Source organism: Devosia sp. J20-27 (assembly GCF_055808595.1).
Genome location: NZ_CM147875.1, coordinates 1,006,185 through 1,021,471 on the forward strand (window position 1 = coordinate 1,006,185; position 15,287 = coordinate 1,021,471).

At 65.9% G+C, this 15,287-nt stretch carries 19 protein-coding genes; 10 read left to right on the forward strand and 9 right to left on the reverse strand.

The genetic code is table 11. The features are described 5' to 3' along the window. Window positions 1-10: 10 nt before the first annotated feature. Window positions 11-1,657, reverse strand: coding sequence for a hypothetical protein (locus AC0L4C_RS04885; protein ID WP_473402458.1), 1,647 nt, complete (start codon window positions 1,655-1,657; stop codon window positions 11-13). 234 nt (window positions 1,658-1,891) lie between these two features. Between AC0L4C_RS04885 and AC0L4C_RS04890 the strand changes: the two genes are divergently transcribed. The 4 genes from AC0L4C_RS04890 (at window position 1,892) to AC0L4C_RS04905 (ending at window position 5,685) form a co-directional block, all read left to right on the forward strand. Continuing rightward, window positions 1,892-2,917 carry an alpha/beta hydrolase gene (locus AC0L4C_RS04890; RefSeq protein WP_473402459.1) on the forward strand — a complete coding sequence of 342 codons (1,026 nt, stop codon included), beginning with the start codon at window positions 1,892-1,894 and terminating at the stop codon, window positions 2,915-2,917. A gap of 148 nt (window positions 2,918-3,065) precedes the next feature. After that, on the forward strand, window positions 3,066-4,193 hold the full coding sequence (dnaJ, locus tag AC0L4C_RS04895; RefSeq protein WP_473402461.1) for a molecular chaperone DnaJ: 1,128 nt from the start codon (window positions 3,066-3,068) through the stop codon (window positions 4,191-4,193). Between the two features lie 325 nt (window positions 4,194-4,518). Then, window positions 4,519-5,085, forward strand: a complete 567-nt coding sequence (locus AC0L4C_RS04900; protein WP_473402463.1) for an NADPH-dependent FMN reductase — start codon at window positions 4,519-4,521, stop codon at window positions 5,083-5,085. 3 nt (window positions 5,086-5,088) lie between these two features. Further along, complete coding sequence (locus AC0L4C_RS04905) at window positions 5,089-5,685, forward strand: histidine phosphatase family protein (protein WP_473402464.1); 597 nt, start codon at window positions 5,089-5,091, stop codon at window positions 5,683-5,685. Between the two features lie 3 nt (window positions 5,686-5,688). Here AC0L4C_RS04905 and AC0L4C_RS04910 read toward each other — a convergent pair whose 3' ends face one another. Then, window positions 5,689-6,147 carry a MarR family transcriptional regulator gene (locus AC0L4C_RS04910; RefSeq protein ID WP_473402465.1) on the reverse strand — a complete coding sequence of 153 codons (459 nt, stop codon included), beginning with the start codon at window positions 6,145-6,147 and terminating at the stop codon, window positions 5,689-5,691. Between the two features lie 154 nt (window positions 6,148-6,301). On the opposite strand from AC0L4C_RS04910, the gene pyrF reads away from it, so the two are divergent. From pyrF to AC0L4C_RS04925, 3 genes are read left to right on the forward strand one after another with little or no spacing between them, the layout of a single operon-like run. Then, on the forward strand, window positions 6,302-7,009 hold the full coding sequence (gene pyrF / locus AC0L4C_RS04915; protein ID WP_473402467.1) for an orotidine-5'-phosphate decarboxylase: 708 nt from the start codon (window positions 6,302-6,304) through the stop codon (window positions 7,007-7,009). A gap of 46 nt (window positions 7,010-7,055) precedes the next feature. After that, on the forward strand, window positions 7,056-7,868 hold the full coding sequence (dapB, locus tag AC0L4C_RS04920; protein WP_473402468.1) for a 4-hydroxy-tetrahydrodipicolinate reductase: 813 nt from the start codon (window positions 7,056-7,058) through the stop codon (window positions 7,866-7,868). An 11-nt stretch (window positions 7,869-7,879) separates the two neighbouring features. Next, window positions 7,880-8,494, forward strand: a complete 615-nt coding sequence (locus tag AC0L4C_RS04925) for a 2,3-bisphosphoglycerate-dependent phosphoglycerate mutase (RefSeq protein WP_473402470.1) — start codon at window positions 7,880-7,882, stop codon at window positions 8,492-8,494. On the opposite strand, the gene AC0L4C_RS04930 is transcribed toward AC0L4C_RS04925, so the two are convergent. After that, window positions 8,491-9,357: a methylated-DNA--[protein]-cysteine S-methyltransferase gene (locus AC0L4C_RS04930; protein ID WP_473402471.1), complete on the reverse strand. Its 867-nt coding sequence runs from the start codon at window positions 9,355-9,357 to the stop codon at window positions 8,491-8,493. The genes AC0L4C_RS04925 and AC0L4C_RS04930 overlap by 4 nt on opposite strands. A gap of 52 nt (window positions 9,358-9,409) precedes the next feature. Continuing rightward, the gene (locus AC0L4C_RS04935; protein ID WP_473402472.1) at window positions 9,410-9,889 is read right to left on the reverse strand and encodes a DUF2244 domain-containing protein; all 480 of its coding nucleotides are present in this window, start codon (window positions 9,887-9,889) and stop codon (window positions 9,410-9,412) included. Window positions 9,890-9,928: 39 nt separating this feature from the next. Here AC0L4C_RS04935 and nth point away from each other — a divergent pair, with 39 nt between their 5' ends. After that, the gene (gene nth / locus AC0L4C_RS04940) at window positions 9,929-10,621 is read left to right on the forward strand and encodes an endonuclease III (RefSeq protein WP_473402474.1); all 693 of its coding nucleotides are present in this window, start codon (window positions 9,929-9,931) and stop codon (window positions 10,619-10,621) included. A gap of 120 nt (window positions 10,622-10,741) precedes the next feature. Here nth and AC0L4C_RS04945 read toward each other — a convergent pair whose 3' ends face one another. Continuing rightward, window positions 10,742-11,191, reverse strand: coding sequence for a DUF2214 family protein (locus AC0L4C_RS04945; protein ID WP_473402475.1), 450 nt, complete (start codon window positions 11,189-11,191; stop codon window positions 10,742-10,744). 70 nt (window positions 11,192-11,261) lie between these two features. Between AC0L4C_RS04945 and AC0L4C_RS04950 the strand changes: the two genes are divergently transcribed. Beyond that, window positions 11,262-11,867, forward strand: a complete 606-nt coding sequence (locus AC0L4C_RS04950) for a TetR/AcrR family transcriptional regulator (RefSeq protein WP_473402477.1) — start codon at window positions 11,262-11,264, stop codon at window positions 11,865-11,867. Between the two features lie 48 nt (window positions 11,868-11,915). Further along, window positions 11,916-12,938 (forward strand): adenosine kinase, encoded by a 1,023-nt coding sequence (locus AC0L4C_RS04955; RefSeq protein ID WP_473402478.1) that lies wholly within the window; start codon window positions 11,916-11,918, stop codon window positions 12,936-12,938. Between the two features lie 58 nt (window positions 12,939-12,996). Here the strand turns inward: AC0L4C_RS04955 and coaA are convergent, their stop codons facing one another. From coaA to AC0L4C_RS04975, 4 genes are read right to left on the reverse strand one after another with little or no spacing between them, the layout of a single operon-like run. Continuing rightward, window positions 12,997-13,944, reverse strand: coding sequence for a type I pantothenate kinase (coaA, locus tag AC0L4C_RS04960; RefSeq protein WP_473402479.1), 948 nt, complete (start codon window positions 13,942-13,944; stop codon window positions 12,997-12,999). Further along, window positions 13,944-14,267 (reverse strand): phosphoribosyl-ATP diphosphatase, encoded by a 324-nt coding sequence (locus AC0L4C_RS04965; RefSeq protein WP_473402481.1) that lies wholly within the window; start codon window positions 14,265-14,267, stop codon window positions 13,944-13,946. The genes coaA and AC0L4C_RS04965 overlap by 1 nt, the downstream gene beginning before the upstream one ends. Then, window positions 14,264-15,064, reverse strand: a complete 801-nt coding sequence (hisF, locus tag AC0L4C_RS04970; RefSeq protein ID WP_473402483.1) for an imidazole glycerol phosphate synthase subunit HisF — start codon at window positions 15,062-15,064, stop codon at window positions 14,264-14,266. The genes AC0L4C_RS04965 and hisF overlap by 4 nt, the downstream gene beginning before the upstream one ends. Further along, on the reverse strand, window positions 15,061-15,282 hold the full coding sequence (locus tag AC0L4C_RS04975) for a hypothetical protein (protein ID WP_473402484.1): 222 nt from the start codon (window positions 15,280-15,282) through the stop codon (window positions 15,061-15,063). The genes hisF and AC0L4C_RS04975 overlap by 4 nt, the downstream gene beginning before the upstream one ends. Between the last annotated feature and the right edge of the window lie 5 nt (window positions 15,283-15,287).

The window sequence follows — 15,287 nt, forward strand, 5'->3', positions numbered from 1 at the left end:
TCCACGTGAATCATTGCGGCTCGGACGGGTCCGCCGCGTCCTGCAGGGTGACCTGCAGCCGGCGAATCACCACGCCGTCGCCGTCCAGCGATTCATCGAGCAGCAGCAGCCCCTCGGACGTCACCTGCGCGGTGCTGATGTCACCCAGTTCGGTGCCTGCCGGGTCCGTTCCGTCCTTGAGACCGGGCAGGTGGTTGCCCGCAAGCGTGTAGAACCGCTGCTCGCGATCAAACTCGAACAGCAGGTTGGCCGCAAAGGTGACAAGGTCGCCGCTGGCCGCGATGGCGAGCGGTACGCCATGGAAGCCCTTGAAGGTCTCGGTACCGGTCATCTCACCGGACCGGGGATCGACCTTGATGGCGACCCATGCCGCTTCGAAACCGAGCTTTGCCTTACCGCTGCTCAGGAACAGGTAGATCTCGCCGGACGGCGCCAGCATGACGCGCGCCTGTTCGACGTCGAGCCGGTCCAGCACCTCGGTGGTCCATTCGCCATCGAGCCGCCGCGCGGCGGCGATCACGTAGCGCTCTTCCAGCTGCGGCAGCGATTCGCGCATGAGGACGAAGAAGATGTCGGGCGACAGCGCGGCGATATTGACCAGTTCGAGATCCTTGCCGCCCTCGATCGCATAGTCCTCGGCGTCGACGACCAGTTCCAGAGCGCCCGGCGTACCGTAGCGCAGGGTGAGGGTGCTGGCCTCGGCGTCATAGACAAGGTCGGCGACGCGCAGCGTGCCGGACGGATCGAAGCTGGGGGCGTAGGTGCCGGGACCCTGGGTGTACCTGCCGACCGGCCGGAGGTCGGGGAGAGTTTCCAGCGTCGACAGCGCGTAGGTCCTTGTGGGGACATAGGGAAAGGACGCCATGAACGTCGCCTGATGCGGCAGCAGGTGCTGCCTGGCCGTTTCCGCCAGGGTCGGCAGATCGGCGCCGGTCAGCAGGCGCTGCCGCTCGAAGAATGCCGAGGCGTAGGGTTGCAGGGTCTCCGGCGTCGGCTGCGCGACCGAGATGATCTTGCAGTCGGCATCGAGCGCGGCAAGGCTCTCGATGTGGTAGCGATCGGCTGGTGCGATGGCGGCGTTCATCGAGGCCATGAGGCGAATGTAGTCGGCCAGCAACGTCGCCGTGGTCGCATCGGCGTCGGCCAGGTCCTGCAGCGCCGCGTCGGCCAGCCGGTCGGCATAATACTCGCGGCAATTGATGTCGTAGTCGTGCCGCTCCAGATGGTCGAAATCGTAGCGGAAGGTGACGGCGTGACCGGCCTCGTGCAGCGCCAGCACCAGCTGGTTGAAGGCCGCCAGAGCGCCGGCCTGCGCATCATCGGTGAAGAAATCCGATGCGACCCAGGCGCCGCCGGTCAGCACCTGGCTCCAGTTCGACCAGTAGCCGGCGACCTGATCGGGCAGGGGAATGGAGCCCAAGGTGATCTCGATGACCCACGGATCGTAGAAATTGAAGGTGTGGTCAAAGCCCTCGTATTTCCAGCGCAGGCGGTCGTTCCAGGAGATCCCGGCCTCGGCATAGACCTGCTCGACCAGCCGGCCCATCGCCGGCGTATCACCCCTTGCGAGCGCTGAATGCAGGGCGGCAAAATCGAGGGCAGAGGCGGCGGACGTCGAGGCGAGCAGAACTGCCGCAGCAGCGACGGCGAGGCGCATGGATCACTTCTCCTATTGACCGGATGCAGGTGAGACGTTAGCGCCGGCACGATCCTTGGGCCAGAGAGACAGCGTCCAGGACGAGATTGTGCCCCAGAGATACCTCCGGATTGCCCCAATCTCTTCACAGCAGCCGTTCACTAGGGCGTGAGGTACCTCCTGGCGACCGTCCAGCAGGCGGTGGAGGACCATGATCGTCAGACCGGGCATTGGCCGGACTCAGGGGCAAAGTCGATGTCATCAATTACCGTGCGCAATTTTGCGGAAAACCGGAACCTCTATGCGCCCGAGGGCGGCGACCGGCGGATCGATGCCGACATGGCGCATCTGCTGCGGCTGCTCGAGGCCATGGAGCCGAAGCGGCTCGAGACGCTGACGGTGCCCGAAGCGCGGGCGCAACCGACACTCCGAAACGCGCTCGGCCGCATTCTCCGCAACCCCACCGATGACCTGGGGGTGGATATGGAGATGCGGATGATCACCGGCAGCAATGGCGAGATCCGCGCCCGCATCTACACGCCGCACGTGCTCAATGCGCTGTTCAGTGCCCCGATCGTGCTCTACCTGCATGGCGGCGGCTTCGTCATCGGCGATCTGGAGAGCCATGACGCGGCACCGCGGGCACTGGCCAAGCGGCTCGGCGCCATCGTGGTGTCGGCGCATTACCGGCAGGCCCCCGAATTCGTGTTTCCCGCGGCGCATGAAGATGCGCTGGCGGCGTGGCGCTGGACCATCGACAATGCCGAGGCGCTGGGTGCTGATCCGGACCTGCCGGCGATCGTCGGCGACGGGGCAGGCGGCAACCTGGCGGTCAATGTCTGTCTCGATGCGCGCCAGGCCGGACTGCCGGTGCCGCGGCACCTGGCCCTGATCTCGCCGATGACGGGCACCGATTTCGGGCTCAGTTCCTATGTCGAGAACCGGGCAACGGTGCCGCTCAATGCGGCGACGGTGGAGTGGTTCTACTCCAAGTATGCCCGCGACGCGGCGGACCTGAAGACCCCGCAGCTCAACCTGATCGACCGCGCCGACCTTGGCCGGCTGCCGGCGACCACCATCGTCCTGCCTGAACTCGATCCGCTGCGCACCGAGGGGGAGCAGTTCGCCCAGGCCTTGCGGCGTTCGGGCGTGTGGGTCGACTGCACCGTCTATGACGGGGTGACCCACGAGTTCTTCAACCTGGCGCAGGCGGTCAACAAGGCCATGTTCGCGCAAAGCCAGGTCACCCGGAACATCAACGGCAGTTTCGGCCGCAACTAGCCCAAAGCAGCCACTTGGGGCGCCGCACCACTTGTCTGCTCGTCCTGCTATGGTAAGAGCGGGACTGCATACCTATGTAGTGCGCTTGGTGTAGGGCGTTCGGGCGCAGCGCTCTCTTTTTGCGGCTTGTATTCAGGAAAAGGCCGGATTGGCAAAACGCGATTTTTACGAAGTGCTCGGCGTAGCCAAGGGCTCCGACGAAGCAGCGCTGAAAAGCGCCTACCGCAAGCTGGCGATGCAGTACCACCCGGACCGCAATCCGGGGAATGCTGACGCCGAGCAGCAGTTCAAGGAAGTGTCGGAAGCCTACGATACGCTCAAGGACCCGCAGAAGCGGGCGGCCTATGACCGTTTCGGGCACGCCGCCTTCGAGAACGGCGGTGGCCGTGGTCCTGCGGGCTTTGGTCCGGAATTCTCGTCGTCGATGTCCGATATCTTCGAAGATATCTTCGGCGATTTCATGGGTGGCCGTGGTCCCGGTCGCGGCGGCCAGTCGCGGCTGCGCGGCTCCGACCTCAGGTACAATCTCGAAATATCGCTGGAAGAGAGCTTCCAGGGCCGCACCGTCGAGATCGACGTGCCGACACTGGTCGGCTGCACCACCTGCGAGGGCTCGGGCGCCAAGCCGGGCACCGGCATGTCCACCTGCCGGCAGTGCAATGGCCACGGCAAGGTACGCGCCGCGCAGGGCTTTTTCACCATCGAGCGGACCTGCCCGATCTGCCAGGGGCGCGGCCAGATTCTGGAGCAGCCCTGCACCGATTGCGGCGGCCAGGGGCGCCGGCAGGAAAACCGCACGCTGAGCGTCGACATTCCCAAGGGGATCGAGGACGGCACGCGCATCCGGCTCTCGGACGAGGGCGAGGCGGGACTGCGCGGCGGACCGCCGGGCGATCTCTACATCTTCATTTCCATCAAGCCGCATGACCTGTTCCAGCGCGACGGCGCCGATCTTTACGCCCGGGTGCCCATCGCCATGACCACGGCGGCACTGGGCGGCGAGTTCGAAGTGCCGACGCTCGACGGGGCGCGGGCCAAGGTAAAGGTATCTGCCGGCACCCAGCCGGGGCAGCGCGTGCGCCTCAAAGGCAAGGGCATGCCGGTGCTGCGCACCAAGGACTTTGGCGACCTCTATGTGCAGATGGACGTCGAAACCCCGCAGAACCTGACCAAGCGGCAGCGCGAGCTGCTGGAAGAGTTCGACCGCGAGTCCAAGGACAATTCGCCGACCAGCGACGGGTTCTTCGACAAGCTCAAGAAGATGTTTGACGCGTAGGGGCGGACGCCCCCTCGCCGCTCTTTTCCCCCTCGGCTCGGCCGCCGCACATTCCCACGCACCGTCATCCTCGGGCCTGACCCGAGGAACCATGCTTCCCGCCCCGCGAAGGTGGCGAGTTGGATCCTCGGGTCAAGCCCGAGGATGACGGCCGGTGGAGGGTTTCACAGTAGGGATGACTGAGGGCTCGCAAGTCGGTGGGGGTTGGTGGTGGCCTGCACGAGCTGTACCGCATGCCACAGACCGCCTCCCCGACAACGGCAGCATTTCCCCCAAAGGCGAAATCCGGTAACGGTGCCGCAGCTTTGCAACGGAGATGCCGGCTTTGACGGACCAGCCCCAGAAGACTGCCATCACGCTCTGCGGGTCGATCCGCAAAGGCTCGGTGAACGAAATTCTCCGCCAGCACATGTCGAGGAAGCTCACTGAAGCCGGCGTCGCGGTCACCGATCTCAGCCTTGCCGATTTCGAGATGCCGATCTTCAACGAGGATCTGGAGCCCGACCATGTGCCGGAAAGCGCCGGGCGACTTGCCGAGGCGTTTCGCAGCCATGACATCGTGCTGCTGATCACCCCCGAATATAATGGCGGGTTGCCGCCGCTGGTGGTCAACACCATCGCCTGGCTCAGCCGGCAGAAGCCGAGTCCGTTCCGGCATGCGGTGTTCGGCATTGGCGGGGTCAGTTCTGGAAAGTATGGCACCATATGGGCCCAGTCGCACCTGCGTGACAGCCTCTCCAAGATCGGCACGCTGGTGGTGCCGACGCTGCTCGGCGTCGGGCCCGACAGCCAGGCCTTCGACGATGCCGGCGCGCCGGTGGAATCGGCCATCCAGTACAAGGTCGGGCAGATGGTGAAAGAGCTGACGCATTTCTCGCGCGGTGGGATCTGAGCCTTGGCCTATGCGCTCTATATCAGCCACCCGCAGGTGCGGGTCGATGCGGCGGTACCGGTCCCCGAGTGGAGCCTGACGGCGCGCGGCCGCGAACGGACCAGCGGCTTTGCGCAAGCCGGGCTGGTGCAGGGCCTCACGCGGCTGGTATCGAGCCGGGAGGTGAAGGCGCAGGAAACGGCCGCCATACTCGGCGCGGCCCTCGGCGTCGCGGTCGAGCATCTCGACGGCTTCGGGGAGATCGACCGCTCGGTGCCCGGCTATGTGCCGGCCGACCGCTTCGAGCAGCTGGCCGACCTCTGTTTTGCGCATCCCGAGGCGTCGGCGGAAGGCTGGGAGCGGGCGGTGGACGCGCAAGCGCGGATTGTTGCAGCCTTCGAGCGGGTGCTGGCCGACCATGACCCGAGCCAGCCCATCGGCTTTGTCGGCCATGGCGGCGTCGGCACACTGCTCAAGAGCCATCTCGGCAAGACCGGAATAACGCGCGCCGGCGACCAGCCGCTGGGTGGCGGCAATGCCTATATGGTGCGGCTGCCCGACGGGCTGCTGCTGGGCGAGTGGATGCCGTTCGAGCGCTTCACGGGCTTCGGCACTGCCTGAGATTCAGTCAGCGGCAGGATCTTTCCTGCCTTCCAGCCACGGGCCGAGACCGAAAAGGTCGATGGCATCCTCGAAAGCCGCCGCGAGCCGGTCGAGACGGGCCGGGTCGTGATTGACCTCGCGCAGGCGCACGGCACCGGCCAGCGGCGCCGCCGCAACGATCGCCGCGCCCTCCGGAGTAATCGAGATATCGCGGGCCCGGCGGTCGTCGGGGTTGCGGCGCACCAGGCAGAGACCTTTGCGGCGCAGGCCATCGATCGCCTGGCCGAGCGTTGCGGGGTGGCTGACCAGCGCCTTGCGCAAGGCCGCCAACGGCAGTTGCGGCCGTTCACCGAGGATGCGGAGCACATCGAGTTGCAGCCCGGTGATGCCGTGACGCTGCCTGAGTTCGGCGTTGAACAGTTCGACGGCACGCTCGAGTCTGACCCAGGCGACGATGGCGGAAAGCGCTTGCTGCTGCATGAACACTCGGTGAGTCGGGGATGCTATGGCGACGGAATACCGTGTGGCGTGATGGTATGGCAACATAGGATCACAGCCGAGCCGGCGGTGATCACAGAAACGCAGTGGCATCGCTTTCTTGCCCTCGGCCCCGACTCGTGCGAGGACGCAGCAAATGGAGGGTGCCATGAGCGAAGTGATCGTCGCACTGGATTTCGACAGCCAGGCGGAAGCCGAGGCGTTGATCGGACGGCTGGGTGACAAGGCCGGTTTCTACAAGATCGGCTATCAGCTGTTTTATGGCGGCGACGGCTTTGCCCTCGGCAAGGACCTGCTCAAGGCCGGCAAGAAGGTGTTTTTCGACCTCAAGCTGCTCGATATCGACAACACCGTGGAAAAGGGCGTGGCCGCGATCGCCGCCACCGGCGCCACCCTGCTGACGGTGCATGCCTATCCCAAGGCCATGCGCGCCGCGATGCGGGGCGCCGCGGGCAGCGACCTCAGCGTACTGGGCGTTACCGTTCTGACCTCGATGGATGACAGCGACGTGCACGACGCCGGCTACGAGCGCGATGCAGCCGGTCTTGTGCAATTGCGGGCGCGGCAGGCCAGGGACATCGGCATCGGCGGCGTCGTCTGTTCGCCGCACGAGGCCCGTATGGTACGCGACGTGGTGGGGCCGAAACTGGCCATCGTGACGCCGGGCGTGCGTCCGGCAGGTTCGGCAATGGGCGACCAGAAGCGGGTGATGGGGCCGCGCGCGGCGCTGGATGCCGGTGCCTCGCATCTGGTGATCGGCCGGCCGATCACCGCAGCAGCCGATCCGGCGGCCGCCTATGACGCCATTCTCACCGAAATCGCCGGGCTGACCCGCGTAGCCTGAGGCGCCGGGGCCTGCTAGAAACGGCAGGCTGTTTCGGGAGTTTTTCGTGTCTGACCTCAAGATTGCCATTGCCGGGGCCGCTGGCCGGATGGGCGCCGCCAATATCAAGGCCGTGGCGCAGGCGCCGGGGCTGGCCGTACATGCCGCGTTCGACCGCGCCGGATCACCGGCCACCGGCAAGGATGCCGGCGAGATCGCCGGGATCGACCGGCTGGGCGTTTCGATCGTCGACGATGTCGAGACGGCGCTCGAGGGCGCCGAGGCGATCATCGATTTCACCATTCCGGCGGCGAGCATGGCACTGGCGAAGATCGCCGGGGCGCGCGGGCTGGTGCATATCATCGGCACCACCGGCTGCTCGGACGAGGACGAGGCGGCGATCCGCGCGGCCGCCGCAGCGGGCGCCCGGATCGTCAAGACCGGCAATTTCTCGCTCGGCGTCAACCTGCTGGCGGGTCTGGTGCGCAAGGCGGCGGCAGAGCTGCCCGGATTCGATATCGAGGTGCTCGAGATGCACCATAACCGCAAGGTCGACGCACCCTCGGGCACGGCGCTGATGCTGGGCGCGGCGGCGGCGGAGGGTCGCGGCATCGATCTGGCGTCGCATTCGGTGCGGTCGCGCGATGGCCATACCGGCCCCCGCGAAGCCGGGACGATCGGCTTTGCGACGCTGCGCGGCGGCAACGTGATCGGCGATCACAGCGTGATCTTTGCCGGCAGCGCTGAGCGCATCGAACTGACGCACCGGGCCGACAACCGGGCGCTGTTTGCCGAAGGCGCGGCGCGCGCGGCGCTCTGGGCCAGGGACCAGAAGCCCGGATTTTACAACATGGCCGACGTGCTCGGCTTCAGCCAATAGGGAAGACCACAATGACCGGCACGCTGATCCTCGTCCGCCACGGGCAGAGCGAGTGGAACCTCAAGAACCTGTTTACCGGCTGGCGCAACCCGGACCTGACGGCCAAGGGCATCGAGGAAGCACGCGAAACCGGCAAGAAGCTGAAAGCGGCCGGGCTGGTGCCTGATGTCTATTTCACCTCGGCACTGCGCCGGGCCCAGCATACGCTGGACCTGATCCTCGAGGAGCTGGGCGTGGTCGATGTGGTGATCACCCGCAATCACAAGCTCAACGAGCGCGACTATGGCGACCTCAGCGGCCTCAACAAGGACGACGCGCGCGAGAAGTGGGGCGAGGAGCAGGTGCATATCTGGCGCCGGTCCTATGACGTGCCGCCGCCGGGCGGCGAAAGCCTGAAGGATACCGCGGCGCGGGCGCTGCCCTATTACGAGGCCGAGATCCAGCCGCTGGCGGCGGCCGGCAAGACGGTGCTGGTGGCGGCGCATGGCAATTCGCTGCGCGCCATGGTTATGGCCATTGAAGGGCTGACGCCCGAGGAAATCCTCAAGCGCGAGATCGGGACCGGCGAGCCGGTGATCTACAAGATCGGCGCCGACGGCAAGCTGGCCGAGACGGTGTCGCTCTAGCCGCCGGCCGCCACGCCGCATTCCCAGCCGAGAATGGCGCGCTTGCGCGGCAGGCCCCAGTGGTAGCCGGTGAGCGCGCCCGAACTGCCGACGACGCGGTGGCAGGGCACGACGAAGGAAATCGGGTTCTTGCCGACGGCGGCCCCCACGGCGCGCGCCGCGGTGGGGCGGCCGATGCTGGTGGCCACGCTCTGGTAGGTGGTGGCCTTGCCCACCGGGATCTTCAGCAGGGTCTCCCAGACACTGATCTCGAAATCGGTGCCGATCAGCACGACGCGCACCGGCCGGGACGGGTCCCAGCGTGCCGGGTCGAAGACCCGGGCAGCCACCGGGGCGACTTTTGCGTCGTCGCGGCTGTAGCTGGCATTGGGCCAGCGGTCGCGCAGATCCTCGAACGCCTGCTGGACGGAGACGTCGCCATCGGCAAAGCCGATGCCGGCCAGGCCATATTCGGTCAGCACCAGCACGGCAGTGCCGAACGGGCAGGGGGCGGCGCCCCAGGTCATGGCGAGACCTTCGCCGCGATTGCGCCAGGCACCGGGCGGCATGGCCTCGTGGGTGACAAAAAGATCGTGCAGGCGTGAGGTCGACGAGAGCCCGACCTCGAAGGTGGTATCGAGCACTGTCTGGCGTTCAGCGAGCAGGCGCTTGGCGTGATCGAGCGCCACCGCCTGGGCAAAGCTCTTGGGCGTCAGCCCGCACCAGCGGCGGAAGAGATCGGTCAGCTGCCGCTCGGTATAGCCAAGGGCACGGGCAAAGGCGGGGACATCCGCCTCGTCCGGGCCGTTATCGGAAAGAAAGCCGATGGCGGCGCGAACCGCCTCGTAGTCGGATGCCGGGGTGATGCTGTGTTGCTGGGTCATGATGGCGGGACGATAGGCCCTCGCCGCGGGCGACGCGACCCGGTTTTGACGCTCAGCTGCGGGCCTTCTTGAGCGCCGTGCCGAACACCCGGGCGAAGCTGGTCTTGTCGTCAGGGTTGAGGAAGGCGCCAATGACGAGATCCGCGTCGCGGCCCCGCAGATGCAGGCCGGTAATGCGCTCGTTGAAATCGCGATCGATCACCAGCTTGACGAAGAACGGGTTGAAGCGGCTGATCTCGGCCTTGCCGGCGGAGGACACCTGCTTGACCTCGAGCTCGTCGGGCCAGAGCGTGATCTCCTCGAACTGCTTGCCCGATTGCATGGAGGCGGCGAGGGCCCAGCCAATGGCGAGGACGTCGAGGCCGAGAAAACCGATGATGGGCCAGGCGCCGAGCGAAAAGAAGACGATGCCGGGGATGGTCGCCATGACGCAGACCAGCGCAATGACGTAGCGATAGCCACGCCGCGTCAGCGAGCGGTGCGGTGTCAGGGTGGCCGCGAACAATGGCCGTGCTTGCGTCTTGGTGGTCATGACCGCTCTAGTATAGACCGCAAGTGGAGACGAACAAATATGGCAAACACACGTGTGAAGCGCCTGCCCAGGCAAGATGTCGAGGCCATCTTTGGCGCTTTTGCGGCAGCGAACCCGGAACCGACCGGCGAACTGGAATATGTGAACCCGTTCACGCTGCTGGTGGCGGTGGTGCTGTCGGCGCAGGCCACCGATGCCGGCGTCAACAAGGCGACGCGCGGCCTGTTTGCCATTGCCGATACGCCCGAGAAGATGGCGGCGCTCGGCGTCGAGGGGATTGAAGAGCGAATCAAGACCATCGGGCTGTTCCGCGGCAAGGCGAAGAACGTGCATGCGCTCAGCCAGATGCTGATCGAAAAACACGGGTCGGAGGTGCCGCAGACGCGCGAAGCGCTGGAGGCACTGCCGGGAGTTGGCCGGAAGACCGCCAATGTGGTGCTCAACATTGCCTTCCGGCAGCCGACCATCGCCGTCGACACGCACCTTTTCCGGGTGGGCAACCGCACCGGACTGGCGCCGGGCAAGACGCCGCTGGAGGTGGAACTCAACCTCCTCAAGGTGGTGCCGGAGCACTTCCTGCTGCATGCGCATCACTGGCTGATCCTGCACGGCCGCTATGTGTGCAAGGCGCGCAAGCCGGAATGCTGGCACTGCGTGATCGCCGAGTGGTGCCGCTTCGAACCGAAGACACCACCGCCGAATGGGTGGGAAGCCGATCACACTGATCTCTGACCTCCTCCCCCCTTTGAGGGGGAGGTCGGGAGGGGGGTGGCGCAGTAACTCGCCGATGGACCCCCGCCCCCAACCCCTCCCCTCAAGGGGGAGGGGAGCTCGGCCGGATGTTCTTGCTACCTAAATCCCGTAAATCTGCGGGATCATCGCCGCGAACACAGGGATCAGCAGCAGCACTGCCGCCTCAATGTGAACGAATCGCCGCATGCGGGCGACTTCGGTCTCGACCGGCACGAAGCCGGGATCGGCCTTCATGCTGCGGTTCCAGCGCGCCAGGCGCATCGTCGGCTGGATCGACAGCAGGCCGACGGCGACGAAGGCCGCCATCTTCGCCCAGAAGGCCCAGTTGCCGACATAGAACTCCCAGCCGGCATTGCCGAAGATGACCCGCAGCACGCCGATAACGATCACGAGCCCGGCGACGCCGCCATAGGCACGGTCGAGCCGCGCCAGTTGGGCGATGCGCCGACCGTCGAGACCGGGGCGCAACAGGGCGAATTCGGCGGCGAAGATGCCGACCAGCGAGAAGACGGCGAGGTGGTGGGCAATGGCGAGGATGAGGTCGGTCATCTTGTGCTCCGCGGTTACTATGTTAACAGTGTTTGCACGTTCGATTTTTCCCTAGACCTACATGTGAACAATGTCAACATCTGAGTCCGACGCCGGCTATCACCATGGCGATCTGAAGCGGGCGCTGCTCGATGCGGCGCTGGAAATGCTCGACGGCGAGGGGGCCGACGGCATCGGTCTGCGCGAGCTGGCCCGCAAGGTCGGGGTGTCGCCCGCCGCCCCATACAGGCACTTTCGCAGCCGCCAGGTGCTGCTCGAGGCGGTTGCCACCGAAGGGTTCCGGCGGTTCTCGGCGATGATGGACGCCAAGGAGAAGGACTATCCGGAAAGCCAGCAGCTGGCAGCGATGGCGGAGGCCTATGTGCGGTTCGCGCTGGTGCAGCCGGCGCTGTTCCGGCTGATGTTCTCGCGGCAGATCGACAAGCAGGGCAACAAGAGCCTGCGGCTGGCGGCGGTCGACGCCTATGGCTCGCTGGCGCGGGCGGCGGCGCGGGAAGTGCCGGATGCGCCGAGCGAGGGCGCGGTGATCGCCTGGTCGTTCGTGCACGGGCTCTCGATGCTGCTGCTCGACGAGCAGATTCTCGGCGTCCTGCCGCAGAATTCGGACAGCCTTGTGCGCAACCTGGCGCAGCGCTTCGTCCGGGGGTTGCGCGCCGGAGTTGCGCCGGCCCCGTAAGTCCGATAAGTCCCGGCCGGTTCTGCAAAACGACACAAAGGACGGCCGATGGCTGAGACCCGGTTCGATGTTCTCACCATCGGGAACGCCATTGTCGACATCCTCGCCCCGATCGATCGGGATTTCCTCGCCCGCGAGGAGATGAGCGAAGGCATCATGCATCTGATCGATGCCGAGCGCTCCGCCTATCTCTATGACCGCATGCCCGCCGACAAGCGCGAGATTTCCGGCGGCTCGGCAGCCAATACGGCGGCCGGCGTGGCCTCGCTGGGCGGCAAGGCGTCGTTCATCGGCAAGGTCGCCGACGACGATCTCGGCGACATCTTTGCCGAGGACCTGCATCACATCGGCGTCCACTACGGCGTCAAGCGGCTGACCAACGGGCCGGCCACGGCGCGCTCGATGATCCTGATCTCGCCCGGCGGCGAGCGGACGATGAACACCTATCTCGGCGCCTGCCAGCAGCTGACCACTGCCGATATCCACGAAGACGAGATCGGCGCGGCGACGCTCACCTATATGGAGGGCTATCTGTGGGACCCGGCCGAGGCCAAGAAGGCCTTCGTTACTGCCGCCCACTATGCCCACAAGCACGAGCGGGCGACGGCGTTCACGCTGTCGGATCCGTTCTGCGTCAACCGCTATCGCGACGAGTTCCTCGACCTGATGCGGTCCAAGACCATCGACTATGTCTTTGCCAATATTGAAGAGCTGAAGTCGCTCTACCAGACGCAGGACCTGGGCGCCGCGGTGCAGCAGATCGCCAAGGATTGCGAGCTGGCCGCCATCACCATGGGCGCCGACGGCGCAATGGTAGTCTACGAGGGCGAAATCGTCACTGTGCCGGCCTATCCGGTGGCTAACGTGGTCGACGCGACCGGGGCGGGTGACCTCTTTGCCTCGGGTTTCCTGCTGGCCGCGGCGCGCGGGCAGGACCTGAAAGTGGCCCTGCAGGCCGGCTGCCTCGCCGCCTCCGAGGTCATCTCGCATATCGGCGCCCGGCCAGTCCGCGATCTCGAGCAGATGGCGATCGAGCACAACGTGTCGCTGGCACGGATGACCGACGCCTGAAGGGCAAACGCCCGATCGCGTTCATCGACAGGCGCAGGATGGGGCCTTTGCCGGCCTCTTAGACCTTGCGCAGCTCGACGACGTCGATGGTGTGGCCGGGGCCCTTGGTGAGCACCAGGTCGGCGCGGCCACGGGTGGGAACGATGTTTTCCACCAGATTGGGGACGTTGATCGCCTCCCAGGCCCAGAGGCCGAATTTCTCCGCTTCCTCGAGACTCATGCTGGCAAAGCGGTGAAAGAAGCTTTTCGGATCGGCGAAGGCCGTCTCGCGCAGGCGACGGAAACGCTCCATGAACCACTGCCGCAAATCGCTGATATCGGCATCGATATAGATCGAGAAATCGAGGAAATCGGAGGCGAAGAGGATCGGCTTGCCGCTCTTGGGCAATTCGCCCGGCTGCAGGATGTTGAGGCCCTCGACGATGAGGATATCCGGCCGGTCGATCAGCGTCTGCTCGCCCGGCACCACGTCGTAGACGAGGTGCGAGTAGACCGGCACCGCGACATTGGGCTTGCCCGACTTGATATCGGCAAGGAACGAGACGAAGCGGGCGCGGTCGTAGCTTTCGGGAAAGCCCTTGCGATCCATCAGCCCGCGCTCTTCGAGCACGGCATTGGGGAGCAGGAAGCCGTCGGTGGTCACCAGGTCCACCTTGGGCGAGCTTTTCCAGCGCTGCAGCATGGCCCGCAGGATGCGCGAGGTGGTGGACTTGCCGACCGCCACCGAACCGGCGACGCCGATGACGAAGGGCACGCGGTGACCATCGGCGCCGAGGAACTTGGTGGAGACATTGTGCAACTGCTGCGTCGCCTCGACATAGAGCGAGATCAGCCGGCTCAGCGGCAGGTAGATCTCCTCGGCCTCCTCGAAGGAAATCGGATCGGTGAGGGCGCGCAGGCGGCGGATGTCGTCGGCGGTGAGCGTCATCGGCTCGTCGGCCCGCAGCCGGCCCCATTCGGCCCGGCTGAAACGGTGGTAGGGCTCAAGCTTGCTGCGGGGCGCCATCAGCTGTTCCCGCGCGAGGCTTTTTCGGCGAGCCCGGATTGCGCCGTGCGGCTTTCGAGCTCGGCCATGACCTCGTCGAGCGGCACGTCGGCGGCGCGCAGCAGCACCAGCAGGTGGTAGAGCACGTCGCCAGCCTCACCCACCAGACCGGGATGATCGCGGCCGACGGCGGCGATGACTGCCTCGGTGGCTTCCTCGCCCAGCTTCTGGGAACATTTCTCGATGCCGCGCGACAGCAGCCGCGCCGTGTAGCTCTCGTCCGGCGATGCCTTGGCGCGCACCGCGATGCGCTGGTTCAGCTCTTCGAGTGTGAAGGCCATCAATAGTCCCCCCGGTCGTGGCGCATGGGCACGCCGTGTTCCTCAAGATACGCCTTGGCCTGGCCGATGGTGTAGGTGCCAAAATGGAAAATCGACGCGGCCAGCACGGCAGAGGCGTGGCCCTGCTTGACCCCCTCGACCAGATGATCGAGCGAGCCGACGCCGCCCGAGGCGATGACCGGCACATGCACGGCATCGGCCACGGCGCGGGTCAGCTCGAGGTCGAAGCCCGACTTGGTGCCGTCGCGATCCATCGAGGTCACCAGCAGCTCGCCGGCGCCGCGCTCGACCATGCGGGCCGCGAATTCGACGGCGTCCAGCCCGGTGGGGTTGCGGCCGCCATGGGTGAAGATTTCCCACTCGTCGACATTGTCGCGGCCAGGCGCCCGGGTCTGGCGGCGGCGGGCATCGACTGAGACGACAATGCACTGGTCGCCAAACTTGTCGGCGGCGCGGGCGATGAAATCGGGATCATTCACGGCGGCAGAGTTGATCGACACCTTGTCGGCACCCGCCAGCAGGAGCTTGCGGATATCCTCGACCTTGCGGATTCCGCCGCCCACGGTGACCGGCATGAAGCAATGCTCGGCGGTGCGGGCGACGACATCGAAAATGGTGTCGCGGCCATCGGCCGAGGCGGTGATGTCGAGAAAGGTCAGTTCGTCGGCACCGGCCGCGTCATAGGCAATGGCGGCCTGCACCGGATCGCCGGCATCGATCAGGTCGACAAACTGCACACCCTTGACGACGCGGCCGTCCTTGACGTCGAGACAGGGGATGAGGCGGGTCTTGAGGGTCACTGGCGTGGCTCCCGGGGCGGTTTGCGGAACAGCGAATAGACGGCAAAAAACAGCGAAAACACCCAGAAGATCAGAAAAAAGAAGGCGCCCAGCCCGAAATAGAAGGGCAGGTAGCCATAGGCCGAGGCGAGGAAGACAAGGATGATCGGCGCCAGCGCCAGCGGGTAGAACCACCAGTTGATGCGCTTGACCAGCAGCTCGCGGGCGGGCTGTCTCATCTCAG